This window comes from Streptomyces thermoalcalitolerans (genome assembly GCF_039525155.1).
GTDB classification, from domain to species: Bacteria; Actinomycetota; Actinomycetes; order Streptomycetales; family Streptomycetaceae; genus Streptomyces; species Streptomyces thermovulgaris.
Genome location: NZ_BAAAHG010000021.1, coordinates 1 through 23,555, shown reverse-complemented (window position 1 = coordinate 23,555; position 23,555 = coordinate 1). Strand labels below are relative to the sequence as shown.

The window sequence follows — 23,555 nt, the reverse complement described above, 5'->3', positions numbered from 1 at the left end:
TTGACCTATGGTCCAGACCTTTCTATTCTCGCGGCACTGCGAGCATGCCGACTGGTCATGCCCACAGCAAACTCTCCCCTTCCCGGCATTCCGGGATTCCGGCAATCCGGCATTTCACATCTCTCCATCCCCACAACCCCATACCCCCACATAAGGAGGCGCTGCATGCGCTTCACCCATAGAGTCGCGGCCGGGCTCGCGGCCCTGACCCTCCCCCTGGCCGGTCTCGTCGCTCTCGCGACCCCCGCCCAGGCCGCCACCTCCGTGACCGCCACCTATGTCAAGACCCAGGACTGGGGATCCGGTTTCGAGGGCAAGTGGACGGTGAAGAACACCGGCACCACGACCATCGACTCCTGGACCCTCGAGTGGGACTTCCCCTCCGGCACCAAGGTCACCTCCGCCTGGGACGCCACGGTCACCAACTCCGGCGACCACTGGATCGCCAGGAACGCCGCCTGGAACGGCACCCTCGCCCCCGGGGCATCGGTCTCCTTCGGCTTCAACGGCACCGGCTCCGGCTCCCCCTCCGGCTGCAAGATCAACGGCGGCAGCTGCGACGGCACCTCCGTCCCCGGCGACGCGCCCCCCTCCGCGCCCGGCACCCCGACCGCCTCGGACATCACCGACACCTCGGTGCGGCTGTCCTGGAGCGCGGCGACCGACGACAAGGGCATCAAGAACTACGACGTGCTGCGCGACGGCGTCCGGGTCGCCACCGTGACCGGCACGTCGTACACGGACACCGGCCTCGCCAAGGGCACCGAGTACTCCTACGCCGTCCAGGCCCGTGACACCGCCGACCAGACCGGACCGGTCAGCGGCTCGGTCCGGGTCCGCACCACCGGCGGCTCCGAGGAACCGCCGCTCCCCGGCGACAAAATCAAGCTCGGTTACTTCACCGAGTGGGGCGTCTACGGCCGCAACTACCACGTCAAGAACCTGGTGACCTCCGGCTCGGCGGCCAAGATCACCCACATCAACTACGGGTTCGGCAACGTCAGGAACGGTCAGTGCGCCGTCGACGACACCTTCGCCGCCTACGAGAAGGCCTACACCGCCGACCAGTCCGTCAGCGGCACCGCCGACACCTGGGACCAGCCGCTGCGCGGCAACTTCAACCAGCTGCGCCAGCTGAAGGCGAAGTACCCGCACATCAAGGTGCTGTACTCCTTCGGCGGCTGGACCTACTCCGGCGGCTTCGCCCAGGCCGCACAGAACCCGGCCGCGTTCGCCAAGTCCTGCAAGCAGGTCGTGGAGGACCCGCGCTGGGCGGATGTCTTCGACGGCATCGACATCGACTGGGAGTACCCGAACGCCTGCGGTCTGACCTGCGACTCCAGCGGCCCGGCGGCCTTCAGGAACCTCATGCAGGCCCTGCGCGCCGAGTTCGGCGAGGACTACCTGGTCACCGCCGCGATCACCGCGGACGCCTCGGCCGGAGGCAAGATCGACGCGGCCGACTACGGCGGCGCCGCCCAGTACCTCGACTGGTACAACGTGATGACGTACGACTACTTCGGCGCCTGGGACAGGACCGGCCCCACCGCCCCCCACTCGCCGCTGACCTCCTACAACGGCATCCCGAAGCAGGGCTTCGACTCGGCCTCCGCCATCGCCAAGCTCAAGGCCAAGGGCGTTCCGGCGCACAAGCTGCTGCTCGGCATCGGCTTCTACGGCCGCGGCTGGACCGGCGTGACCCAGGCCGCCCCGGGCGGCACCGCCACCGGTCCGGCGAACGGCACCTATGAGGCGGGCGTCGAGGACTACAAGGTCCTGAAGAACTCCTGCCCGGCCACCGGCACCATCGCCGGCACGGCCTACGCCCACTGCGGCACCAACTGGTGGTCCTACGACACCCCGGCCACCATCGGCACCAAGATGAACTGGGTCAAGTCCCAGGGCCTGGGCGGTGCCTTCTTCTGGGAGTTCAGCGGCGACACCAGCAACGGTGAGCTGGTCAGCGCCATCCACAGCGGCCTGTCGTAACAGCGGCCCGCGTCCGAAGAGCACGAAAGCACGAAAGGACGCGCGGAAAACACAGAGAAACCGCGGAAGGCTCCCCCGGACCCCGTCCGGGGGAGCCTTCCGCAGTGTTCACCATCTCACGCCCATGTCACGTCCACGCCGCATTCACCCTCCCCCAACAGCTTCGCTGCCGGGGGGACCCCCACCCAGCGGGCCCCTGAACGCCGCTACGCGACGTTCACCCTCCCCCAACAGCTCCGCTGCCGGGGGGACCCCCACCCAGCGGGCCCCTGAACGCCGCTACGCGACGTTCACCCTCCCCCAACAGCTCCGCTGCCGGGGGGACCCCCACCCAGCGGGCCCCTGAACGCCGCTACGCGACGTTCACCCGCTGGCCGGGCGGTGCGGCCTCCAGCCAGGCCAGAAAGCCGGTCAGGGCGTCCTCGCTCATGGCGAGCTCCAGGCGGACACCGCGGTGCAGACAGGTGAGGACGACCGCGTCGGAGAGCAGTGCGAGCTCCTCCTCGCCCTCGGGAAGACGGCGGCCGGCCACCTCGATGGACGCACGCTCCAGGGTGCGGCGCGGGCGGGGGGCGTAGGAGAAGACACGGAACCACTCGACGCGGTCACCGTTGTAGCGGGCGACGCCGTAGCTCCAGCCCTTGCCGCCGGGGTCGGGGTTCTCCGGTACGTCCCAGCGCAGACTGCAGTCGAAGGTGCCGCCGGAGCGCTGGATCAGCCTGCGCCGCAGACCGAAGACGAACAGTCCCACCACCACGAGCAGGACCACCAGTCCGCACACAGTCAGAGCGAGGACCATCGGCACCGACCTCCTCGTCTCCTCGGCAGTGGAACGGAAAGAACACCCATATTCACCTCAGCCGCGGCCGGTACCGGATTGCTCCGGTTCCGACCGCGGCTGAGTGACGTCATCACAGGGCCGGCAGACTTCAGCTCGCCTTCGCCGCGCGCAGCCGGACCTCCGCGCGCCGCTCGGCAATTTCGTCGCCCTCCGCCTTCGCGCGCTCCAGCTCCCGCTCGATGCGCTTGACGTCGAGCTCGTCCGCCAGCTCGGCAACCTCGGCCAGCAGCGACAGCTTGTTGTCCGCGAACGAGATGAAACCGCCGTGCACCGCGGCGACGACCGTCCCGCCCTCGCTGGTACGAATGGTCACCGGGCCCGACTCCAGCACACCGAGCAGCGGCTGGTGACCAGGCATGATGCCGATGTCGCCGGAGGTGGTGCGCGCGACGACCAGGGTGGCCTCGCCGGACCAGACCTCTCGGTCGGCCGCGACCAGCGCGACGTGCAGCTCAGCAGCCAAGGTGGCTCCTCGGGTCACCACCCGGCGGGACTGCCGGGTGTTGGGGTCAATTCTAAGGGGCGTGAGAGAGGGGGCGGGACGCACCCGCCCCCTCGGATGAGCACATGGCTCAGGAGACGCCCAGCTCCTTCGCGTTCTTCTTCAGGTCCTCAAGACCACCGCACATGAAGAACGCCTGCTCGGGGAAGTGGTCGAACTCGCCGTCGCAGATCGCGTTGAACGCGGCGATCGACTCGTCCAGCGGCACGTCCGAGCCGTCCACACCGGTGAACTGCTTGGCCACGTGGGTGTTCTGGGACAGGAAGCGCTCCACACGGCGGGCCCGGTGGACGACGAGCTTGTCCTCCTCGCCGAGCTCGTCGATACCGAGGATCGCGATGATGTCCTGGAGGTCCTTGTACTTCTGCAGGATCCCCTTGACGCGCATGGCGCAGTCGTAGTGGTCCTGCGAGATGTAGCGCGGGTCCAGGATCCGGGACGTGGAGTCCAGCGGGTCCACGGCCGGGTAGATGCCCTTCTCGGAGATCGGACGGGACAGAACCGTCGTCGCGTCGAGGTGGGCGAAGGTGGTGGCCGGGGCCGGGTCGGTCAGGTCGTCGGCGGGGACGTAGATCGCCTGCATCGAGGTGATCGAGTGACCGCGGGTCGAGGTGATGCGCTCCTGGAGCAGACCCATCTCGTCGGCCAGGTTCGGCTGGTAGCCCACCGCGGAGGGCATACGGCCGAGCAGCGTGGAGACCTCGGAACCGGCCTGGGTGAAGCGGAAGATGTTGTCGATGAAGAACAGCACGTCCTGCTTCTGGACGTCGCGGAAGTACTCGGCCATGGTCAGGCCGGCCAGCGCGACGCGCAGACGGGTGCCCGGGGGCTCGTCCATCTGACCGAAGACCAGGGCGGTCTTGTCGATGACGCCCGACTCGGTCATCTCCTGGATGAGGTCGTTGCCCTCACGGGTGCGCTCACCGACACCGGCGAACACCGACACACCGTCGTGGTTGTTGGCGACACGGTAGATCATCTCCTGGATGAGCACCGTCTTGCCGACGCCGGCGCCGCCGAACAGACCGATCTTGCCGCCCTTGACGTACGGGGTCAGCAGGTCGATGACCTTGATGCCGGTCTCGAACATCTCGGTCTTCGACTCGAGCTCGTCGAAGTTCGGCGCCTTGCGGTGGATCGGCCAGCGCTCGCCGTCGTACTCGGCGTCGGTGTTCAGCACCTCACCGAGGGTGTTGAACACCTTGCCCTTGGTGAAGTCGCCGACCGGGACGGAGATCGGCGCACCGGTGTCCGTCACCGGGGACTGGCGGACCAGGCCGTCGGTGGGCTGCATGGAGATCGCGCGGACCAGGCCGTCGCCCAGGTGCTGGGCGACCTCCAGGGTCAGTGTCTTCTTCTCGCCCTTCTTGGCGGGGTCCAGGACCTCGACGTGGAGGGCGTTGTAGATGTCCGGCATCGCGTCGACGGGGAATTCCACGTCGACGACCGGGCCGATGACCCGCGCGACGCGGCCCGTCGCCGTGGCCGTCTCAACAGTGGTGGTCATGTGTCAGTCACTCCCCGCGGTCGCGTCGGCCAGGGCGCTGGCGCCACCGACGATCTCGCTGATTTCCTGGGTGATTTCGGCCTGGCGGGCCTGGTTGGCAAGCCGGGTGAGGGTCTCGATGAGTTCGCCGGCGTTGTCGGTGGCCGACTTCATCGCACGCCGTGTGGCGGCGTGCTTGGAGGCGGCCGACTGGAGCAGCGCGTTGTAGATACGGCTCTCCACGTAGCGCGGCAGCAGCGCGTCGAGGACGTCCTCCGCCGAGGGCTCGAAGTCGTACAGCGGAAGGATCCGGTCCTTGGTCGCCGTCTGGTCCGAGACCTCTTCCAGGCGCAGGGGCAGCAGCCGGGCGTCAACCGCCGTCTGCGTCATCATCGAGACGAACTCGGTGTAGACGATGTGGAGTTCGTCCACACCGCCGGCCGCGGTGTCCTTCTGGATGGCCTCGATCAGAGGGGCCGCCACCGTCTTGGCGTCCGCGTACGAGGGCTCGTCGGTGAAGCCGGTCCACGACTCCGCGATCTTGCGCTCACGGAAGGTGTAGTGGGAGACACCGCGCCGGCCGACGATGTAGGTGTCGACCTGCTTGCCCTCGCTCTCGAGACGTGCGGTCAGCTGCTCCGCCGCCTTGATGGCGTTGGCGTTGAAGGCCCCGGCCAGGCCGCGGTCGCTCGTGAGGAGCAGGACCGCGGCACGGGTCGGGTTCTCCGCCTCCGTGGTCAGCGGGTGCTTGACGTCCGACCCGCCGGCGACCGCCGTGACCGCGCGGGTCAGTTCCTGGGCGTACGGAGTGGAGGCCGACACCTTGCGCATCGCCTTGACGACACGCGAGGCGGCGATCATCTCCATCGCCTTGGTGATCTTCTTGGTCGCGGTGACGGATCGGATGCGACGCTTGTAGACCCGGAGCTGAGCTCCCATGAGTCAGGTCCCTTCCTTACGTCACTTGGCGGCGGCCGAGGCTTCTTCGCCGAGGAGCTTGCCGTCGCTCGTCTCGAACTGCTTCTTGAACTCGGCGATCGCCTCGGCAATGGCCTGCAGCGTGTCGTCGGACATCTTGCCGCCCTCGCGGATGGAGGTCATGAGGCCCTGCTCCTTGCGGTGCAGGTACTCCAGCATCTCCTTCTCGAAGCGGCGGATGTCGGCGACCGGCACGTCGTCCATCTTGCCGGTGGTGCCGGCCCAGATGGAGACGACCTGGTCCTCGGTGGCCATCGGCTCGTACTGGTTCTGCTTCAGCAGCTCGACCATGCGCTGACCACGCTCCAGCTGGGCCTTGGAGGCCGCGTCCAGGTCGGAGCCGAAGGCGGCGAACGCCTCCAGCTCACGGAACTGGGCGAGGTCCACACGAAGGCGGCCGGAGACCTGCTTCATCGCCTTGTGCTGGGCGGCACCACCGACTCGGGAGACGGAGATACCGACGTTCAGCGCGGGACGCTGACCGGCGTTGAACAGGTCCGACTCCAGGAAGCACTGGCCGTCGGTGATGGAGATGACGTTGGTCGGGATGAACGCCGAGACGTCGTTGGCCTTGGTCTCGACGATCGGCAGACCGGTCATCGAACCGGCGCCCATGTCGTCGGACAGCTTGGCGCAGCGCTCCAGCAGGCGGGAGTGCAGGTAGAAGACGTCGCCCGGGTAGGCCTCGCGCCCCGGCGGGCGGCGCAGCAGCAGCGACACGGCACGGTAGGCGTCGGCCTGCTTGGACAGGTCGTCGAAGACGATCAGGACGTGCTTGCCCTGGTACATCCAGTGCTGGCCGATGGCGGAGCCGGTGTACGGCGCCAGGTACTTGAAGCCGGCCGGGTCGGACGCCGGGGCGGCGACGATGGTCGTGTACTCCAGCGCGCCGTTCTCCTCCAGCGCGCGGCGGACCGCCGCGATGGTGGAGCCCTTCTGGCCGATGGCGACGTAGATGCAGCGGACCTGCTTCTTCGGGTCGCCGGAACGCCAGTTGTCGCGCTGGTTGATGATCGTGTCGACGGCGAGGGCGGTCTTGCCGGTACCACGGTCGCCGATGATCAGCTGACGCTGACCGCGGCCGATCGGGGTCATGGCGTCGACGGCCTTGTAGCCGGTCTCCATCGGCTCGTGCACCGACTTGCGCTGCATGACCGTGGGGGCCTGCAGTTCGAGGGCGCGGCGGCCCTCGGTCTCGATCTCGCCGAGGCCGTCGATCGGGTTGCCGAGGGGGTCCACCACACGGCCGAGGTAGCCCTCACCCACGGCGACGGACAAGACCTCACCGGTGCGCCGCACCGGCTGGCCCTCCTCGATGCCGCTGAACTCACCGAGGACGATGGCACCGATCTCGCGCTCCTCGAGGTTGAGGGCGAGGCCGAGGGTGCCGTCCTCGAACTCCAGCAGCTCGTTGGCCATGGCCGAGGGCAGCCCCTCGACCTTCGCGATGCCGTCGCCGGCAAGGGTGACCGTGCCGACCTCCTCGCGCGAGGCCGCGTCCGGCTTGTACGCCTGGACGAAGTTCTCCAGTGCGTCCCGGATCTCCTCCGGCCGGATCGTGAGCTCCGCCATCTGGGTTCCCTGCTCTCCTTGTTGGGCCCGAAGTTTCACTTGGGGGGGTATTCCACGCGTCGGGACTCCCCCAATAAGAGGTGAATCCTCTGCACGGCCCAACCAGGGCCGTCGTGTACGTCTTGTGTTGAGTTGCTGCTAGCTCGCCAGGCGACGGGCGGCGTCTTCGAGCCGGTCCGCGAGGGAGCCGTTGATGATCTCGTCGCCGACCTGCACCCGGATCCCTCCGATGACTTCGGGGTCCACGTCGAGGTTCAGATGCATCTGGCGGCCGTAGAGCTTGGCGAGGGCGGCGCCGAGGCGCTGCTTCTGCCGGTCGCTCAGCGGGACCGCCGAGGTGACGACGGCGACCATGCGGTTGCGGCGGTCGGCGGCGAGCCGGCCGAGGGACTCGAGTCCCGCTTCAAGGCTACGTCCCCGCGGCGCGGTCACAAGGCGCGTCACCAGACGCACCGTGGTCGCATTGGCCCGGCCGCCGAGCAGCCGGTTCAGCAACTCGGTCTTGGCCGACGCGGTGGCGGCCCGGTCGGTCAGGGCCGCACGCAGCTCGGTGCTCGAGGAGACGATCCGTCCGAAGCGGAACAGTTCGTCCTCGACGCTGTCGAGCGCACCGGCCCGCTCCGCCGCGGTGAGGTCGGCGACGTTCGCCAGCTCCTCCAGCGCGTCCACCAGGTCGCGGGGCTGCGACCAGCGGGAGCGCACCATGCCGGAGACCAGATCCTCGGTCGTGCCGCTGATCTGGCCGCCCAGCAGGCGGTGCACCAGCGTGGCCTTGGCCTCGCCGGGCTGCGCCGGGTCGGTGAGGGCCCGACGCAGGCCGGCCTCGCGGTGGAGCAGCGCGGTGACGGACGCCAGTTCCTCCGCGAGCCCCGCGGCGTCCACGGCTGTGGAGTCCGTCAGCGCGTCAAGACGCTCACGTGCAGCGGTCAGAGCCTCGCGGCTCGCTCCGTGCATGGTCATCGAGCGGCCTCTGCCTTCTCCTCGAGTTCGTCGAGGAAGCGGTCGATCACACGGCTCTGCCGGGCGTGGTCCTCAAGGGACTCGCCGACGAGCTTGCTGGCCAGTTCGGTGGCGAGCCTGCCGATGTCCTGGCGCAGCGCCGCCGCGGCGGCCTTGCGGTCGGCCTCGATCTGGGCGTGACCGGCGGCGATGATCTCCTCACGCTGCCGCTGGCCCTCCGCGCGCATCTCGGCGATGAGCGCGGCACCCTGCTCCTGTGCCTCCTGACGCAGGCGCGCGGCCTCGTGCCGGGCCTCAGCGAGCTGAGCCTTGTACTGCTCGAGCACGCTCTGGGCCTCGTTCTGGGCGGCCTCGGCCTTCTCGATCCCGCCCTCGATCGCCTCGCGGCGCTCCTCCAGAACCTTGTTGATGTTCGGGAGGAGCTTCTTGGCGAGAACACCGAAGACGATGACGAAGGCGAGCAGGCCGATGACGAGCTCGGGAATCGGCGGGATGAGGGGATTCTCCATCTCCTCGGCCGCGATAGTGAGCAGTGGGCTCATATCAGAGTGCCTTTCGTCGAATGGGCTGGTCGCAGATCAGACGATCAGACGCCGTAGACGAACGGCATGACCAGGCCGATGAGGGCCAGCGCCTCACAGAAGGCGAAACCGAGGATCTGGTTGGCGCGGATCAGACCGGCGGCCTCGGGCTGACGGGCCAGAGCCTGAGTGCCGTTGCCGAAGATGATGCCGATGCCCACACCGGGGCCGATGGCGGCGAGACCGTAACCGATGGAGCCGAGCGAGCCGGTAACAGTGGCAGCAGCAGCAAGGGTCTGGGACATGCCGGTTCTTCCTTTTCTTGGTGGACCGGTGGGGGTTGGCCACCGGACGATTTCGGGGACCGAGGGGGTGCTCAGTGGTGCTCGGCGAGCGCGCCCTGAACGTAGCTGCAGGCCAGGAGGACGAAGACGTACGCCTGGATCGCCTGGATGAAGAGCTCGAAGAGCGTCATCAGGAGGACCATCAGGAACGAGACACTGGCGTAGGCGATGCCGATGCCGTTCAGCAGGTACCAGCTGGCGATCGTGAAGAGCAGCAGCAGGGTGTGGCCCGCGAACATGTTCGCGAAAAGTCGTACCGCGTGCGTGAAGGGCCGGATCAGGAGGTTCGAGAAGAACTCGATGGTCATCGACAGCGGCAGCACGGGGCCGATCGACGGGTCGTAACCCGTGACGTTCTTGAAGAAGCCGACGAACCCGTGGCGCTTGAAGGTCAGAATGATCCAGGTCAGCCACACGATCAGCGCGAGCACGGCCGGGTACGCGATGATCGAGGTCACCGGGAACTGGGCGACCGGGACGATGGACCAGAGGTTCATCATCCAGATGAAGAAGAACAGCGAGACCATGAGGGGCACGTACTTCTCGCCCTCGCGCTTGCCGATGGTCTCGTAGACGATCCCGCGGCGCACGAAGTCGTAGCCGGCCTCGGCGATCATCTGGAGCTTGCCGGGGACGACCTTCGGCTTGCGGAAGGCAGCCCAGAAAAAGCCGACGACGATGATCGAGCCGAGCAGGGCCAGCAGCATCGTCTTGTTGAAGTACAGGTTGCTGTCCGCGTCGCCCCAGAGAGGCTCGAACAGGAACGAGTGCAGGCCGGGAGCCGGAAAGCCACAGCCCTCGAAGATGTGGCAGTCGGTCTCGAAGGCGAGCACCTGCGTCGGGTCAGCACTCACCGCGGGCTCCTTCAGCGTGGCGCATGGGTAGGGCAACCTCGTTGTGTCGGCGCGGCACACAGCCGCGGGTCGGCACCGGACTGGTTTTACGGATGTGGGGGCGGCTGGGGGGTATCGAGCCTCGCGATCCAGCGGGCACAGGCCCGGATGCCCGCGCCCGCGATGCCGCAGTTGGCACCGGACGATAGCAGGAGTTCTCGCACGCCTTTATCCCGGGCCTACCTCTCACGGCGAAGTTCCCGTCTTCTCCGGCTTCCCGCTCTTCCCGGAATCCGGATCGATATAGAAGATCTTGGCCCTCATGTGCGCTCGTGCCTGTGCGGCCACCCATACGACCGTCGTGATGACGAGCGAGAACGCGAACGTCTTGGCGTCGAAGAGGGTGGTCCCCCTGAAGAGGGCCAAGAAGATCGTGAGCAGGAGGAGTTGGGCGGCGTAGAGCATGAGGCCCATGGCCTGGAAGATCTGCGGGAGCGTCCTCGCCGTCCACTGCAGGACATAGACGCCGAGGCCCATGAAAAGGATGGTCAGCCCTGTGCCGACAGCCGCACCGATCGCTCCCTTGCCGCCGGCCACCACGCCGCCGACGGCGACCGCGACGGCGCCGACGGCAGCCGCGGGAGCGGCGATCGGCACCAGGTTCCGGACGTCACTGGACGGCATGGCGGCAACTCCGCAGATCACAGGGGCAGGGTGTCGTCGTGGACGAGCGTAGTCCCGGCGTCGAGAGAGAAGGGACCTCGGTCTCACAGCACCAGGTCTCAAAGGACCGTCGCACTCGGGTCCTTCGACTCTGTCCGGGGGTTCTCGTGAACGGTATCACAAACTATTTGATGAGGTCTTTACCCTCTCGATGTGCTCACCCTCACACATGAGGCCGGTGCTGCGCGCACGTGCAGAACGCGCATCAGTGCGTCTCACTTTGTCCACATTTCATCAACGTCCGCAACCCTGCGAGGGCAACGCCCTGACCGGATTTCCTTCCCTGGCCGTCAACGCGATGTTTCCGCTTTGTGTCCTTCCAGCAGGCGCGAGCGGGCACTCAGCGCGGTCGCTCCGTTGGCTCCGGTCACACCGGCCCCGACCCGTTCGCCCGAGGTCCCCCGGGCATCGGCCGTGACAAGGGGCTTCGAGGCCGCCGGCTGGGCGGCCGTGGACGTCGGGGCCGCCGGCGCCGAGGCACGCGGCGCCGAGGCACGCGGCGCCGAGGCACGCGGCGCCGAGGCCGGGCGCTTGCGCCGGTAGCGCGGCGGGACGAAGGACTCCATCCAGCGCGGCGCACGCGGTGTGAAGCGCGGCAGCAGGAGCAGCACCAGCCCGACGAAACTGAGCAGGGCGACGCCGAGCACGATCCACATGGAGGCGGAGTTGACCGAGTAGGCCAGCGTCCCGAAGGCGATCAGCGCCGACCAGAAGTACATGATCAGCACCGCCCGGCTGTGCGAGTGGCCGATCTCCAGCAGACGGTGGTGCAAATGGCCGCGGTCGGCGGCGAACGGCGACTGTCCGCGCCAGGTGCGCCGCACGATGGCGAGGATCAGGTCGGCGGCCGGGATCGCGATGATGGTCAGCGGCATCAGCAGCGGGATGTAGACCGGCACCATCTGGTGGACGGAGCTGCGCTCGGAGCCGGTGAACAGGTTCATCAGGTCCGGGTCGACCTGCCCGGTCACCGAGATCGCGCCCGCGGCCAGGACCAGGCCGATCAGCATGGACCCCGAGTCCCCCATGAAGATCCGCGCGGGATGCATGTTGTGCGGCAGAAAGCCCAGGCACATGCCCATCAGGACGGCGGCGAAGAGCGTGGCGGGGGCGGCGGCCTCGATGCCGTACGAGTACCAGATCCGGTACGCGTACATGAAGAACGCGGCGGCGGCGATGCACACCATGCCGGCGGCCAGCCCGTCCAGGCCGTCGACGAAGTTGACCGCGTTGATCGTGATGACCACCAGTGCCACGGTGAGCAGGGTGCCCTGCCACTGGGTCAGCGCGACCGTGCCCACGCCCGGGACGGGCAGCCACAGGATCGTCAGACCCTGCATGACCATCACACCGGCGGCGATCATCTGGCCGCCCAGCTTGATCAGGGCGTCGATCTCGAACTTGTCGTCGAGGACACCGATCAGCCAGATCAGGGCGGCTCCGGAGAGCAGCGCGCGCGGCTCGTTCGACCGGTCGAAGACCTCGCTGAGGTTGGTGAGATGGCCGGCGACCAGCAGCCCCGCGCACAGGCCGAAGAACATCGCGATCCCGCCGAGCCGGGGAGTGGGCTCCCGGTGCACATCACGCGCCCGGATCTCCGGCATCGCCCCCGCCACGATCGCGAACTTGCGCACCGGCCCTGTCAGCAGGTACGTCACCGCGGCCGTGATGCAGAGCGTCAGCAGGTATTCACGCACAGGCTTCCCCACAGGTCTCGCTGGCCATCTCAGCCCCACACCCTAGCGACGCGGGTGTATGCATGGGGACTTCCGGGTAGCGTCGATGGTTGCACGCACGGCCGTGCGGGGCCGTGCGAGGCCTCGTACGGTCGTCCGGCCGCCTCACCTATCCCGGCGCGGCCGGGACACGGGGGTACGGCGGAAATCCACCGGTGAGTTCCCGCACCTCCTCCCTCGCCTCCGCCCCGTCGAGCTCGCCGCGCAGCACCTTGCCGAGCAGGACGGCGATCCGCTCCATCTCGCCCTGGCCCATGCCCTGGGTGGTCACCGCGGCGGTGCCCAGCCGCAGCCCCCGGGCGCCGGCGTGCGGCAGGGCGCAGCAGTCCAGGACGATCCCGGCGGCGGCCAGCCGCCCGCGCGCGGCACGCCCCTCGACGCCGAGCGGCGCCGGGTCGGCGGTGATCAGGTGGGTGTCGGTGCCGCCTGTGACGACGTCCAGGCCCTCGTCGGCCAGCCGGGCCGCGAGCACCCGCGCATTGACGACCACCTGGTGGGCGTAGGCGGCGAAAGCCGGGGTCGCGGCCTCGGCGAACGCGACGGCCTTCGCGGCGATGGTGTGCATCTGCGCACCGCCCTGGGTGAACGGGAAGACGGCGCGGTCGATGCGCCGGGCGAGGTCGCCGCCGCACAGGATCATGCCGCCGCGCGGGCCGCGCAGCACCTTGTGGGTGGTGGCGCACACCACGTCGGCGTACGGCACGGGGCTGGGCGCCGCTCCCCCGGCCACCAGGCCCATGGGATGGGCGGCGTCGGCGATCAGATAGGCGCCCACCTCGTCGGCCACCGCGCGGAAGAAGGCGTAGTCGATGTGGCGGGGATAGGCGATCGACCCGCACACGATCGCCTTGGGCCGGTGCGCACGGGCGAGAGCGCGCACCTGGAGGTGGTCGATGAGCCCGGTCTCGGCGTCGACGCCGTAGCCGACGAAGTCGAACCAGCGGCCGGAGAAGTTCGCGGGCGAGCCATGGGTGAGGTGGCCGCCGTACGGCAGGCCGAGGGCGAGCACGGTGTCGCCGGGGCGCAGCAGCGCCGCGTAGGCGGCCAGGACCGCCGAGGAGCCCGAGTGGGGCTGGACATTGGCGTGCTCGGCGCCGAACAGGTCCTTGGCCCGCTCGACGGCCAGCCGCTCGGCGGCGTCGGCCATCTCGCAGCCGCCGTGGTGCCGGGCGTCCGGGTAGCCCTCGGCGTACTTGTTCGCCAGCGCCGAGCCGAGCGCGGCCAGCACCGCCGGTGAGGTGAAGTTCTCGGCGGCGTTCAGCTGCAGGGTCGTCGACTGCCTCTCCAGCTCCCCCGACAGGATGTCGGCCAGTTCGGGGTCCTGTCGCCGCAGGACATCGGCCTCGAGGACGGGGATGACCGACATGACGCGCTCCGGACGGTCGACGGTGACGTACGACCAATGTAGGCCCGCCCCCGCCGCCCCGCGCGGCCCTTGCGCCGTCCCGGGTACGCCGTGCGCCCCGGTCCCGTGGAGCCCGTGCGCGCCTCGGGCGCCGCCCCGGCGCCGCCGGGATCGCAGCTCCCGTCAGGTCCGCGCGGCCACCCCCGTCAGCGCCGTCACCACCGGGTCCAGGGCCTGGTGTATCTCGTCGCCGATCGAGCGGAAGAAGGGCAGGGGGGCGCCGTAGGGGTCGTGGACCTCGTCCGCCTCGGCCGTGGGGGCCAGGAGCCACCCGCGTAGAGCGGCGGCGGCACGGACCAGGGCGCGGGCGCGTTCGACCACGCCGTCCTCCAGGGGAGGGAGCGTGGCCGGGTCTATCGCCCGCACCAGACGGGTGAACTCCTTCAGGGTGAAGGTGCGCAGGCCCGCCGAGTGGCCCATGGAGATGACCTGGGCACGGTGGTCGCGTGTGGCGGTCAGCACGAGATCGGCCATGATCACGTGCTCGTCCAGCAGTTCCCGGCCCACGAAGCCGGAGGCGTCCGCGCCGAAGTCGGCCAGTACCGCCTCCGCGTTGGCCTCCATCGGCGCACCCTCGTGGCCCCAGGTGCCTGCGCTCTCCACGATCAGCCCGCTGCCGTCCGCGTCCCCGAGCCGGTCCGCCAGAAAGTGCCGGGTGAGCCGCTCGGTGATGGGCGAGCGGCACACATTGCCGGTGCTGACGTGGAGGATGCGGAAGGTGTCGCCTATGCCGGGCATGAGGGTCCCCCCTGCTCGCACACGGCCGGGAGCGCGAAGGCCCCGGGGATCCCGGGGGATGCGAGCGCCGTCAATTCGCCACCTCGAGGTCGGGTACGACCTTCCGCAGCTCCTCCGGGGACAGGGCGCCCTCGCGCAGCAGCACGGGCACCCGGCCGGTGACGTCGACGATGGAGGACGGCACATTGCCGGGGGTCGGGCCGCCGTCGAGGTAGACGGAGACGGAGTCGCCGAGCATCTCCTGCGCGGCGTCGCAGTTCTCCGGCGCGGGGTGGCCGGTCAGGTTCGCCGAGGAGACGGCCATCGGACCGACCTCGGTGAGCAGTTCGAGGGCGACCGGGTGCAGCGGCATCCGCACGGCGACCGTGCCCCGGGTGTCCCCCAGGTCCCACTGCAGGGACGGCTGGTGCCGGGCGACCAGGGTCAGCGCGCCCGGCCAGAAGGCGTCCACGAGCTCCCAGGCCTTCTCGGAGAAGTCCGTGACCAGCCCGTGCAGGGTGTTCGGGGAGCCGATGAGGACAGGGGTGGGCATGGTGCGCCCCCGGCCCTTGGCCGCGAGCAGATCGGCCACGGCCTCGGCGGAGAAGGCGTCGGCTCCGAGGCCGTAGACGGTGTCCGTGGGCAGGACCACGAGCTCGCCCCGGCGGACGGCCGACGCGGCTTCGCGCAGGCCCGTCGCGCGGTCGGTGGCGTCGTTGGTGTCGTATCGCCGTGCCATGGTCAGCGGGCCTCCTTGTACACGTCGTACACGTGCTGCTGGATGTACACGTACTGCTGGATCGAAGTGCTGGGGATCGGCCGCACGGACGTCATGGCAGTGCCTTGCGGGCGGTGGCGAACCTCGGCCGGTTGTTGAGGTCGGGGTGGTCGGCCGCGTCGGCCCAGCCCCGCTCCTCGGAGAAGATCCACGGCACCTGACCGCCCTGGGTGTCGGCGTGCTCGATGACGACGACCCCGCCGGGCCGCAGCAGCCGGTACGCGGTGCGTTCGAGCCCGCGGATCAGGTCGAGGCCGTCCTCCCCGGAGAACAGGGCCATCTCCGGGTCGTAGTCGCGGACCTCGGGAGCGATGTTCTCCCACTCGCTCAACGGGATGTACGGCGGGTTGGAGATGACGAGGTCGACCTGGCCGTCCAGGTCGGGGAACGCGGTCAGGGCGTCCCCCTGGCGCAGCTCGACCCTGGTGCCCTCGACGTTCTTGCGGGCCCATTTCATCGCGTCCTCGCTCAGCTCCACGGCGTACACGCGGGAGCGCGGCACCTCCTGGGCGAGGGCGAGCGCGATGGCGCCCGAACCGGTGCACAGGTCGACGATGCACGGCTCGACGACGTCCATGGCGCGGACGGCGTCTATCGCCCAGCCGACCACGGACTCGGTCTCGGGACGGGGCACGAAGACGCCGGGGCCGACCTGGAGCTCCAGGTAGCGGAAGTAGGCCCGTCCGGTGATGTGCTGCAGCGGCTCGCGCTGCTCGCGGCGGGCGATGACCTCCCAGTACCGGGCGTCGAAGTCGGCGTCCTTCACGGAGTGCAGCTCGCCCCGTTTGACGCCGTGCACGAACGCGGCGAGCTCTTCCGCGTCGGCGCGCGGCGAGTCCACGCCGGCGTCGGCCAGCCGCTGCGTGGCCTGGGCCACCTCGGCGAGCAGCACGCTGCGGGGGCTGGGGGGCCGCCCCCCGATTCCTTGCTGCACGCTGGTCCTCCGGTGCTCCTGCGTCGTCCTGTGTCTGTGTCCTGTGTGCTGTGCGCCGGGCTCGGTGCGGTGTGCGCTGTGCCGTGCGAGGCGCCCGGTGCGCCTCAGGCGGCCGCGAGCTTGGCGGCCGTGTCCGCGTCGATGCAGGCCTGGATGACCGCGTCCAGGTCGCCGTCCAGGACCTGGTCCAGGTTGTAGGCCTTGAAGCCGATGCGGTGGTCCGAGATGCGGTTCTCCGGGAAGTTGTAGGTGCGGATCTTCTCGGAGCGGTCGACGGTGCGGACCTGGCTGCGGCGGGCGTCGGCGGCCTCCCGCTCCGCTTCCTCCTGCGCCATGGCCAGCAGCCTGGAGCGCAGGATGCGCATGGCCTGCTCCTTGTTCTGCAGCTGGCTCTTCTCGTTCTGGCAGGAGGCGACGACCCCGGTCGGGATGTGCGTGATGCGCACGGCGGAGTCGGTGGTGTTGACGGACTGCCCGCCCGGGCCCGAGGACCGGTAGACGTCGATGCGCAGATCGTTCGGGTTGATCTCGATGTCGACCTCCTCGGCCTCCGGGGTGACCAGCACACCGGCGGCGGAGGTGTGGATACGGCCCTGGGACTCGGTGGCCGGCACCCGCTGCACGCGGTGCACCCCGCCCTCGTACTTCAGCCGGGCCCACACGCCCTGGCCGGGCTCGACCGGCCCGCGGGACTTCACCGCGACCTGGACGTCCTTGTAGCCGCCCAGCTCGGACTCGGTGGCGTCGATGATCTCGGTCTTCCAGCCGACCCGCTCGGCGTAGCGCAGATACATGCGCAGCAGGTCGCCGGCGAAGAGCGCCGACTCGTCGCCGCCGGCACCGGCCTTGATCTCGAGGATGACGTCCTTGTCGTCGCTGGGGTCGCGCGGGATGAGCAGAAGGCGCAGCTTGTCGGTCAGCTCCTCGCGCTGCCGCTCCAGGTCCTTGAGCTCGGCTGCGAAGTCCGGGTCGTCGGCGGCCAGTTCGCGCGCGGTGTCGATGTCGTCACCGAGCTGCTTCCAGGAGCGGTACGTGGTGATGATCGGGGTGAGCTCGGCGTAGCGCTTGTTGAGCTTGCGCGCGCCCGCCTGGTCGGCGTGGACCGACGGGTCGGCGAGCTTCTTCTCCAGCTCGGCGTGCTCAGCGACGAGTTCCTCGACGGCCTCGAACATCTTTCGGCTCCTGTGTTGCCTGCTGTGCTGCGGGTGCTGCGGGGAAGGGGGAGGCGAGCGATCAAAAACGCCGGTCCCGGCGCGCCCCGGGCGGGGCACTGCCATGGACCGGCGGAAAGGGGCTCGCTACTTCTTCTTGGAGCCGGCGGCGGCCTTCTTGCCGAAGCGGGCCTCGAAGCGGGCCACACGGCCACCGGTGTCGAGGATCTTCTGCTTGCCCGTGTAGAACGGGTGGCACTCGGAGCAGACCTCGGCCCGGATGGTGCCGGACTCGATCGTGCTGCGGGTCGTGAACGACGCGCCGCAGGTGCAGCTGACCTGCGTCTCGACGTACGCGGGGTGAATGTCGCGCTTCAAGGGTGTCTCCTACGGTTCCGGGAGGGCGCCGGGTCGCAGCCGCGGGATGCGGTGCGTGAACCGGAGCCGACGGTCCAGTCTGCCAGGACTGGGGCCATCTCCCCAAACCGGGGGGTGGGGTCGTTTTGTTCCCCGCGTTCTCCCGGGTTTCCCGCGCTTTCCCCGCGGGGGCTCCACGGGCCCGTGCGCCCTCGTGCGGGCCCCTCTTGGGGGGTGAGTCCTGGGAGGTGAGTCCTGGGGGAGGCGAGCCGTGTGCCGGCGCGGTCCCGTACTTCTCACGGGGTGCCCACCACTCCCCTGGCCTCACCGGTGGCCGTTCCCTCGGTGGCCGCCTTCGGGATCGGCCGGTCGTTCCTCAGGGCCTCCCAGACCTGTGTGGCCTTGGCCTCCTCGACCACGACCCGGTTCCGGTCCGCCCGGTCGTACCGGACCGGCAGGGTGATCATGGTCATGTCGGAGGAGTCGATGTCCTTGAGGCCGGCGGCGAAGGAGATCAGGGCGTCGACCGAGCCCAGGCCGGAGTCGGTGGTGAGGGACTTGGTGGCGGTGTCGGCGAGGCGGTAGAGCTTCTCCGGGCGGGTGAGGAGGCCGGTCCGCCCGACCCGGTCGACCAGCGCTTTGAGGAAGGCCTGCTGAAGCTGGATGCGGCCGAGGTCGGAGCCGTCGCCGACGCCGTGCCGGGTGCGGACCAGGCCGAGGGCCTGCCGTCCGTCGAGGGTGTGCGTGCCGGCCTCGAGGTGAAGATGGCTCCTCGGGTCGTCGATGTCCTTCGTCGTGGTGACCGGGACGCCGCCGAGTTCGTCGACGAGCCGCCGGAAGCCTTCGAAGTCGACCTCCAGATAGTGGTCCATGCGGATGCCGGTCATCGACTCGACGGTCTTCACCGCGCAGGCTGCGCCGCCGGTGGAGTACGACTCGTTGAACATCACACCACGGGCCGCGGGATGCGTGCCGCCGTCGGCGTCGGTGCACTCGGGACGGTCGACGAGGGTGTCGCGCGGGATGGAGACGACGCTCGCCTTCCTGCGGCCCTCGTACACGTGCACGATCATCGCCGTGTCGGAGCGGGCGCTGCCGGTGTCGGTGCCGCCGCCCAGCCTCCCGTTGCCGCCGGACCGGCTGTCGGAGCCGAGGACGAGGATGTGCTGGGAGCCGTTGTCGGTCCTGGTGGGCCGGTCGGAGCCGAGGAGCCGGTCGATGTCGATCGTCGCCAGATTGCCGTTGAGCTTGAGGTAGAGACAGCCGACGCCGGTGCCGCCGAGCAGGACGATCCCCGCGGCGGTCCAGGCCATGACCGTCAGGGCCCTGCGCCGCCGGCCGAGGGGTCTGCGGCGGCCCCTGGCACGGCGGCGGGGACTCGTGCTGCCGGTCTCCTCCGGTATGCCGGGGTCCGGCGTGCTCTCGGCGGACATGCGCTCCTCGGGCCTGGTGAGGTCTCGTATCCGGACGTCTGCTCCATGTGCTCGGGGGTCTCGGGACCGGACCCGGTCGACGAGCCGTACCCGACCATCGTCACTCTTCCCCTCAGAGGGTGAAAACCGGAAAAAGACCGCACAACGCTTGCGGCGACGGTCTCGTGCGCGACAGGCGGCGGTCTTGTGCACGGTCTCGTGCACGGCAAAAGGCCGCTCCCGTGCCGGCAGGAGCGGCATGAGAGCGGCCTCGGTGCGCCGCGTGGGGCGCAGGAACCGTGCGACCGGCCGTGAACCGCCCGTGGCCCGCGGGCCACGGTGGTTCCCCGGCTTCCCGGCTTTCCCGGCGGGGTGCCTAGTCCCCGTTCCCGGGCGTCGGGGTGGTCTTCTGGATCTGCATCAGGAACTCGACGTTCGACTTGGTCTGCTTCATCTTGTCGAGGAGCAGCTCGATCGCCTGCTGCTGGTCGAGCGCGTGCAGCACCCGCCGCAGCTTCCAGACGATGTTGAGCTCCTCCGCACCGAGCAGGATCTCCTCCTTGCGCGTACCGGACGCGTCGACGTCGACCGCCGGGAAGATCCGCTTGTCGGCGAGCTTCCGGTCGAGCTTGAGCTCCATGTTGCCGGTGCCCTTGAACTCCTCGAAGATCACCTCGTCCATGCGGGACCCGGTGTCCACCAGGGCGGTGGCGAGGATGGTCAGCGAACCGCCGTCCTCGATGTTGCGGGCCGCACCGAAGAAGCGCTTCGGCGGGTACAGGGCCGTGGAGTCCACACCACCGGACAGGATGCGGCCGGAGGCCGGGGCGGCGAGGTTGTAGGCACGGCCCAGACGGGTGATGGAGTCCAGCAGGACGACCACGTCGTGGCCCAGCTCCACCAGGCGCTTGGCGCGCTCGATGGCGAGCTCGGCGACCATGGTGTGGTCCTCGGCCGGACGGTCGAAGGTCGAGGAGATGACCTCGCCCTTGACCGACCGCTGCATGTCGGTGACCTCTTCCGGACGCTCGTCGACGAGGACGACCATCAGGTGGCACTCGGGGTTGTTGTGCGTGATCGCGTTGGCGACCGCCTGCATGATCATGGTCTTGCCGGTCTTCGGCGGGGCCACGATCAGACCGCGCTGGCCCTTTCCGATCGGCGAGACCAGGTCGATGATGCGGGTGGTCAGGATGCCCGGGTCGGTCTCCAGACGGAGCCGCTCCTGCGGGTACAGCGGCGTCAGCTTGTTGAACTCGGGGCGTCCGCGCCCGTGTTCGGGCGCCATGCCGTTGACGGAGTCCAGGCGGACCAGCGCGTTGAACTTCTCGCGCCGCTCGCCTTCCTTCGGCTGGCGGACCGCACCGGTGATGTGGTCGCCCTTGCGCAGGCCGTTCTTGCGGACCTGGGCGAGGGAGACGTACACGTCGTTGGGGCCGGGCAGGTAGCCGGACGTGCGGATGAAGGCGTAGTTGTCGAGGATGTCCAGGATGCCCGCGACCGGGATCAGGACGTCGTCCTCGGCGATCTGCGGCTCGGAGAGGTCGTCGCGGCCCCGGCGTCCCCGGCGGTCGCGGTAGCGGCCCCGGCGTCCCCGGCGGCCGCCCTCGTACTCGTCGTCGTTCTGCTGCTGGTTCTGCTGCTGGCGCTGCTGACCGTTCTGGTTCTGCTGGTCGTCGCCCTTGCCGCGGCGGTCCCGGCCTCGGCGGTCGCGGCGGCGGCCCTCGCCGCCCTCACCGGCGTCGCTCTTGGCCGCCTCGCCCTGCTGCTGGCCCTGGGCCTGCTGCTGGTCCTGCTGCTGCGGCTGTGCGGAGGTCTCGGTCCTCGGCTCGGCGGCGGCCGTCTCGGCGCTGTTCACCGGAGCGCCCGCCTCGGCGGTGGCGCGGCGGTGACGCTCGGCGGAAGCGTCCTCGCTGGCCGGCTGGCCGGGGATCTCGATCTGCTGCTGGGCCACGGCCTTCTCGGCCTTGTCGGTCTTCCCGGCCCGGTCGGCCTTGTCGGCCTTCTCGGCCTTGTCGGCGGAGGACTCGGCCGCCTTCTCCGCGGGTGCGGCCCCCTCGCCCGTACGGGCCCGGGAGGTGGCGCGGCGCTTCGGCTTGCTCCCCGTGGCGTCACCCGCGGCAGGAGCGGTCTTCGCGGCGGGAGCGCCCCCTGCCGCCTGCGCCTCCTTGATGACCTCGATCAGCTGGCTCTTGCGCATGCGCGCGGTGCCCCTGATGCCGAGGCTGGAGGCGACCTGCTGCAGCTCGGCCAGCACCATGCCCTCAAGGCCGGTACCGCGGCGACGCCGGGAGCCGGTACCTGTTGCAGGCGCGGAGGCGTCCGTGGCGGGCGCGGCAGCGGTCTCCTCGACACGTGCGCCCATCAGATCGGTGGTGTCGCTCACGAAGCGTCCTTCCCTGGAGCGGACGTCGGCCTGTCTCGGCTCGGCGACCGGTTGTGCTGTCCGGCTTCGGCCCTTGTGGGGGGACCGTGCCGGGGCGGTGGTCCGCCAAAAGCGGCGGAGGAAATTTCTGGTGATTGGCGCTTCCTCGACGGTTCGTGGCACCGGATGTCGCTGTGTCACGTGCGTGGTCGCGCCGATTCCGGAGCGTGCCCGGTGGACCGCTCAGTGTGCGCGTACGGCGTCCTGTTCAGGTGCGACATACACCACGCAGTGCGGTTTGGGGGGCTCCCGAAGGAATCTCTGTCCCGGACGGGGACACGAAGCACCTCGCCATGGTGGGGCCGGGTGCTGACTTGAGATTAACACTACCGGATCCAACAAACATTCCCCCTCTCCAAATCCGGCAATCCCCGACTTTCAACTCTCCGTGCCGACGGTGAGCGGCAGTACGCAGGCTCCCTGCAGATCGAGGCTCAGTCGGTTCGCTGCCCAGTCCGCGCCCGCCAGATGCTCCACCTTGTCGGCGGTTCCCTCGTCGGCCAGCGCCATGACGGTGGGGCCCGCGCCGGAGATGACCGCGGGGATGCCGTCGGCCCGCAACCGCTCCACGAGAGCGGCGCTCTCCGGCATGGCCGGGGCGCGGTACTCCTGGTGCAGACGGTCCTCGGTGGCCGGGAACAGCAGCTCGGGGCGGCGGGTGAGGGCCTCGACGAGCAGGGCGGCGCGGCCCGCGTTGACGGCGGCGTCGACGTGCGGCACGGTGCGCGGGAGCAGGCTGCGGGCGGTTTCGGTGAGGACCGGTTTCGTGGGCACGAAAACCACCGGAACGATGGAATCGGACGGCTCCATCCTGATGGCCCGGGCGGCGCCGTCCTCCATCCAGGACAGGGTGAACCCGCCCAGCAGACAGGCCGCCACATTGTCCGGGTGGCCCTCGAGCTCGGTGGCCAGCTCGAGCATCGCGGTGTCGTCGAGCCTGGCCTCGGCGCCTATGGTCACGGCGCGGGCGGCGACGAGGCCGGCGCAGATGGCGGCGGAGGAGGAACCGAGACCGCGGCCGTGCGGGATGCGGTTGGCGCAGACGATCTCCAGTCCGCGCGGCTGTCCGCCGAGGGCGTCGAAGGCGGCGCGCAGCGAGCGGACGAGCAGGTGGTCCTCGTTCCGCGGCAGTGTCTCGCTGCCCTCGCCGGCGATGTCGATGTGCAGCCCGGAGTCGGCCACCCGGACCACGATGTCGTCGTAGAGCCCCAGCGCGAGGCCGAGGGCGTCGAAGCCCGGTCCGAGGTTGGCGCTGGTGGCGGGGACGCGCACCCGGACGGCGGCGGCGCGGAACGCGGGACCGGCCATCGCTCGTTGACTCTCCTTGAGCTGCGTGATGGTCGAATGAGACTCGATCGACCTTCGATAAGGACGAGAACCCTCGGGCCGCGGGGACGACGCGGCGCCACGCCCTGTGCACGGCATATGCGACGGGCGGGTTCCCTACAGCCTATCGAAGGAAGGTTCAGTGGCGACATAGGGCGCACAGGAGGCGCACGATGCGTGTCGCAAGCCCCTTGTGCACCCCCACCTCCTCCGGGAGTCCCCAGAAGGGGCGCCGGAAGAGGGAGTCGGCAGGAAGCGGGGCGGTTGCGCGGGTGCGGCCGGCCGCCGCCCGGGCGGACGGAGTGCGCGGCGGGACACCGCCCGGACGGTACCGCCGCTCGGGTGAGAGCACCTGGAGCATCGGTGCACTCCCCGTCCCAGCGTCACGCCCTGCGCGCATCCCGTACCGATCACCGCGATCCACGACACACAGGACCACCCGGATGAAACACCCTTTCGTGCTTCCGTGGGCCCGGGCGGGCGCACCGCCGCCCGCCACCACCGCGCGGGACCTGCCGCACGGCCCGCGGGGGGCGGCACGGCGTACGCGGGCGCGTCCGTCGCG

21 protein-coding genes are annotated in these 23,555 nt (G+C 69.6%); 1 reads left to right on the top strand and 20 read right to left on the bottom strand.

Going from position 1 to position 23,555, the window contains the following annotated elements; all coding sequences use genetic code 11:
* Window positions 1-165: 165 nt before the first annotated feature.
* The gene (locus tag ABD224_RS14555; protein WP_344049964.1) at window positions 166-1,989 is read left to right on the top strand and encodes a glycosyl hydrolase family 18 protein; all 1,824 of its coding nucleotides are present in this window, start codon (window positions 166-168) and stop codon (window positions 1,987-1,989) included.
* Window positions 1,990-2,341: 352 nt separating this feature from the next.
* Here ABD224_RS14555 and ABD224_RS14550 read toward each other — a convergent pair whose 3' ends face one another.
* The 20 genes from ABD224_RS14550 to thrB all read right to left on the bottom strand — a co-directional run bounded on the left by ABD224_RS14550 (window position 2,342) and on the right by thrB (window position 22,972).
* Window positions 2,342-2,788: a DUF2550 domain-containing protein gene (locus ABD224_RS14550; RefSeq protein ID WP_067391252.1), complete on the bottom strand. Its 447-nt coding sequence runs from the start codon at window positions 2,786-2,788 to the stop codon at window positions 2,342-2,344.
* Between the two features lie 130 nt (window positions 2,789-2,918).
* Complete coding sequence (locus tag ABD224_RS14545; protein WP_344049963.1) at window positions 2,919-3,293, bottom strand: F0F1 ATP synthase subunit epsilon; 375 nt, start codon at window positions 3,291-3,293, stop codon at window positions 2,919-2,921.
* Window positions 3,294-3,402: 109 nt separating this feature from the next.
* Entirely contained in the window at window positions 3,403-4,839 is a 1,437-nt protein-coding gene (gene atpD, locus ABD224_RS14540) for a F0F1 ATP synthase subunit beta (protein ID WP_344049962.1), read from the bottom strand.
* Between the two features lie 3 nt (window positions 4,840-4,842).
* Entirely contained in the window at window positions 4,843-5,757 is a 915-nt protein-coding gene (locus ABD224_RS14535; RefSeq protein WP_344049961.1) for a F0F1 ATP synthase subunit gamma, read from the bottom strand.
* A gap of 21 nt (window positions 5,758-5,778) precedes the next feature.
* Window positions 5,779-7,368: a F0F1 ATP synthase subunit alpha gene (atpA, locus tag ABD224_RS14530; protein ID WP_344049960.1), complete on the bottom strand. Its 1,590-nt coding sequence runs from the start codon at window positions 7,366-7,368 to the stop codon at window positions 5,779-5,781.
* Window positions 7,369-7,506: 138 nt separating this feature from the next.
* Window positions 7,507-8,322 (bottom strand): F0F1 ATP synthase subunit delta, encoded by an 816-nt coding sequence (locus ABD224_RS14525; RefSeq protein ID WP_344050016.1) that lies wholly within the window; start codon window positions 8,320-8,322, stop codon window positions 7,507-7,509.
* Between the two features lie 2 nt (window positions 8,323-8,324).
* The gene (locus ABD224_RS14520; protein ID WP_344049959.1) at window positions 8,325-8,870 is read right to left on the bottom strand and encodes a F0F1 ATP synthase subunit B; all 546 of its coding nucleotides are present in this window, start codon (window positions 8,868-8,870) and stop codon (window positions 8,325-8,327) included.
* 44 nt (window positions 8,871-8,914) lie between these two features.
* Window positions 8,915-9,154, bottom strand: a complete 240-nt coding sequence (atpE, locus tag ABD224_RS14515) for an ATP synthase F0 subunit C (RefSeq protein ID WP_344049958.1) — start codon at window positions 9,152-9,154, stop codon at window positions 8,915-8,917.
* Between the two features lie 71 nt (window positions 9,155-9,225).
* A complete protein-coding gene (gene atpB / locus ABD224_RS14510) occupies window positions 9,226-10,047 on the bottom strand; it encodes a F0F1 ATP synthase subunit A (protein WP_344049957.1) in 822 nt (273 codons plus the stop codon).
* A gap of 225 nt (window positions 10,048-10,272) precedes the next feature.
* Window positions 10,273-10,710, bottom strand: a complete 438-nt coding sequence (locus ABD224_RS14505) for a Cg1360 family ATP-synthase-associated protein (RefSeq protein ID WP_344049956.1) — start codon at window positions 10,708-10,710, stop codon at window positions 10,273-10,275.
* A gap of 329 nt (window positions 10,711-11,039) precedes the next feature.
* Entirely contained in the window at window positions 11,040-12,446 is a 1,407-nt protein-coding gene (locus ABD224_RS14500) for an MraY family glycosyltransferase (RefSeq protein WP_344049955.1), read from the bottom strand.
* A gap of 148 nt (window positions 12,447-12,594) precedes the next feature.
* Window positions 12,595-13,851, bottom strand: a complete 1,257-nt coding sequence (locus ABD224_RS14495; RefSeq protein ID WP_344049954.1) for a serine hydroxymethyltransferase — start codon at window positions 13,849-13,851, stop codon at window positions 12,595-12,597.
* A gap of 162 nt (window positions 13,852-14,013) precedes the next feature.
* Window positions 14,014-14,628: an arsenate reductase/protein-tyrosine-phosphatase family protein gene (locus tag ABD224_RS14490; protein ID WP_344049953.1), complete on the bottom strand. Its 615-nt coding sequence runs from the start codon at window positions 14,626-14,628 to the stop codon at window positions 14,014-14,016.
* 70 nt (window positions 14,629-14,698) lie between these two features.
* A complete protein-coding gene (locus tag ABD224_RS14485) occupies window positions 14,699-15,346 on the bottom strand; it encodes an L-threonylcarbamoyladenylate synthase (protein WP_067391289.1) in 648 nt (215 codons plus the stop codon).
* Window positions 15,347-15,437: 91 nt separating this feature from the next.
* Window positions 15,438-16,277 carry a peptide chain release factor N(5)-glutamine methyltransferase gene (prmC, locus tag ABD224_RS14480; RefSeq protein ID WP_344050015.1) on the bottom strand — a complete coding sequence of 280 codons (840 nt, stop codon included), beginning with the start codon at window positions 16,275-16,277 and terminating at the stop codon, window positions 15,438-15,440.
* A gap of 146 nt (window positions 16,278-16,423) precedes the next feature.
* On the bottom strand, window positions 16,424-17,491 hold the full coding sequence (gene prfA / locus ABD224_RS14475; RefSeq protein ID WP_344049952.1) for a peptide chain release factor 1: 1,068 nt from the start codon (window positions 17,489-17,491) through the stop codon (window positions 16,424-16,426).
* Window positions 17,492-17,617: 126 nt separating this feature from the next.
* Window positions 17,618-17,848, bottom strand: coding sequence for a 50S ribosomal protein L31 (gene rpmE, locus ABD224_RS14470; protein ID WP_067391298.1), 231 nt, complete (start codon window positions 17,846-17,848; stop codon window positions 17,618-17,620).
* Window positions 17,849-18,123: 275 nt separating this feature from the next.
* Window positions 18,124-19,260, bottom strand: a complete 1,137-nt coding sequence (locus ABD224_RS14465) for an LCP family protein (protein ID WP_344049951.1) — start codon at window positions 19,258-19,260, stop codon at window positions 18,124-18,126.
* A gap of 355 nt (window positions 19,261-19,615) precedes the next feature.
* Window positions 19,616-21,625 (bottom strand): transcription termination factor Rho, encoded by a 2,010-nt coding sequence (gene rho / locus ABD224_RS14460; protein WP_344049950.1) that lies wholly within the window; start codon window positions 21,623-21,625, stop codon window positions 19,616-19,618.
* Window positions 21,626-22,042: 417 nt separating this feature from the next.
* Window positions 22,043-22,972 carry a homoserine kinase gene (thrB, locus tag ABD224_RS14455; RefSeq protein WP_344049949.1) on the bottom strand — a complete coding sequence of 310 codons (930 nt, stop codon included), beginning with the start codon at window positions 22,970-22,972 and terminating at the stop codon, window positions 22,043-22,045.
* Window positions 22,973-23,555: the final 583 nt, after the last annotated feature.

Excerpts from the sequence above, each read along its gene's own strand:
- atpE (WP_344049958.1), bottom strand. The coding sequence starts at position 9,154 with ATGTCCCAGACCCTTGCTGCTGCTGCCACTGTTACCGGCTCGCTCGGC.
- ABD224_RS14490 (WP_344049953.1), bottom strand. The coding sequence starts at position 14,628 with ATGCCCGGCATAGGCGACACCTTCCGCATCCTCCACGTCAGCACCGGC.
- ABD224_RS14505 (WP_344049956.1), bottom strand. The coding sequence starts at position 10,710 with ATGCCGTCCAGTGACGTCCGGAACCTGGTGCCGATCGCCGCTCCCGCG.
- prfA (WP_344049952.1), bottom strand. The coding sequence starts at position 17,491 with ATGTTCGAGGCCGTCGAGGAACTCGTCGCTGAGCACGCCGAGCTGGAG.
- ABD224_RS14465 (WP_344049951.1), bottom strand. The coding sequence starts at position 19,260 with ATGTCCGCCGAGAGCACGCCGGACCCCGGCATACCGGAGGAGACCGGC.
- atpA (WP_344049960.1), bottom strand. The coding sequence starts at position 7,368 with ATGGCGGAGCTCACGATCCGGCCGGAGGAGATCCGGGACGCACTGGAG.
- atpD (WP_344049962.1), bottom strand. The coding sequence starts at position 4,839 with ATGACCACCACTGTTGAGACGGCCACGGCGACGGGCCGCGTCGCGCGG.
- ABD224_RS14495 (WP_344049954.1), bottom strand. The coding sequence starts at position 13,851 with ATGTCGGTCATCCCCGTCCTCGAGGCCGATGTCCTGCGGCGACAGGAC.
- ABD224_RS14485 (WP_067391289.1), bottom strand. The coding sequence starts at position 15,346 with ATGGCACGGCGATACGACACCAACGACGCCACCGACCGCGCGACGGGC.
- thrB (WP_344049949.1), bottom strand. The coding sequence starts at position 22,972 with ATGGCCGGTCCCGCGTTCCGCGCCGCCGCCGTCCGGGTGCGCGTCCCC.
- ABD224_RS14520 (WP_344049959.1), bottom strand. The coding sequence starts at position 8,870 with ATGAGCCCACTGCTCACTATCGCGGCCGAGGAGATGGAGAATCCCCTC.
- ABD224_RS14525 (WP_344050016.1), bottom strand. The coding sequence starts at position 8,322 with ATGCACGGAGCGAGCCGCGAGGCTCTGACCGCTGCACGTGAGCGTCTT.
- ABD224_RS14550 (WP_067391252.1), bottom strand. The coding sequence starts at position 2,788 with ATGGTCCTCGCTCTGACTGTGTGCGGACTGGTGGTCCTGCTCGTGGTG.
- ABD224_RS14555 (WP_344049964.1), top strand. The coding sequence starts at position 166 with ATGCGCTTCACCCATAGAGTCGCGGCCGGGCTCGCGGCCCTGACCCTC.
- ABD224_RS14535 (WP_344049961.1), bottom strand. The coding sequence starts at position 5,757 with ATGGGAGCTCAGCTCCGGGTCTACAAGCGTCGCATCCGATCCGTCACC.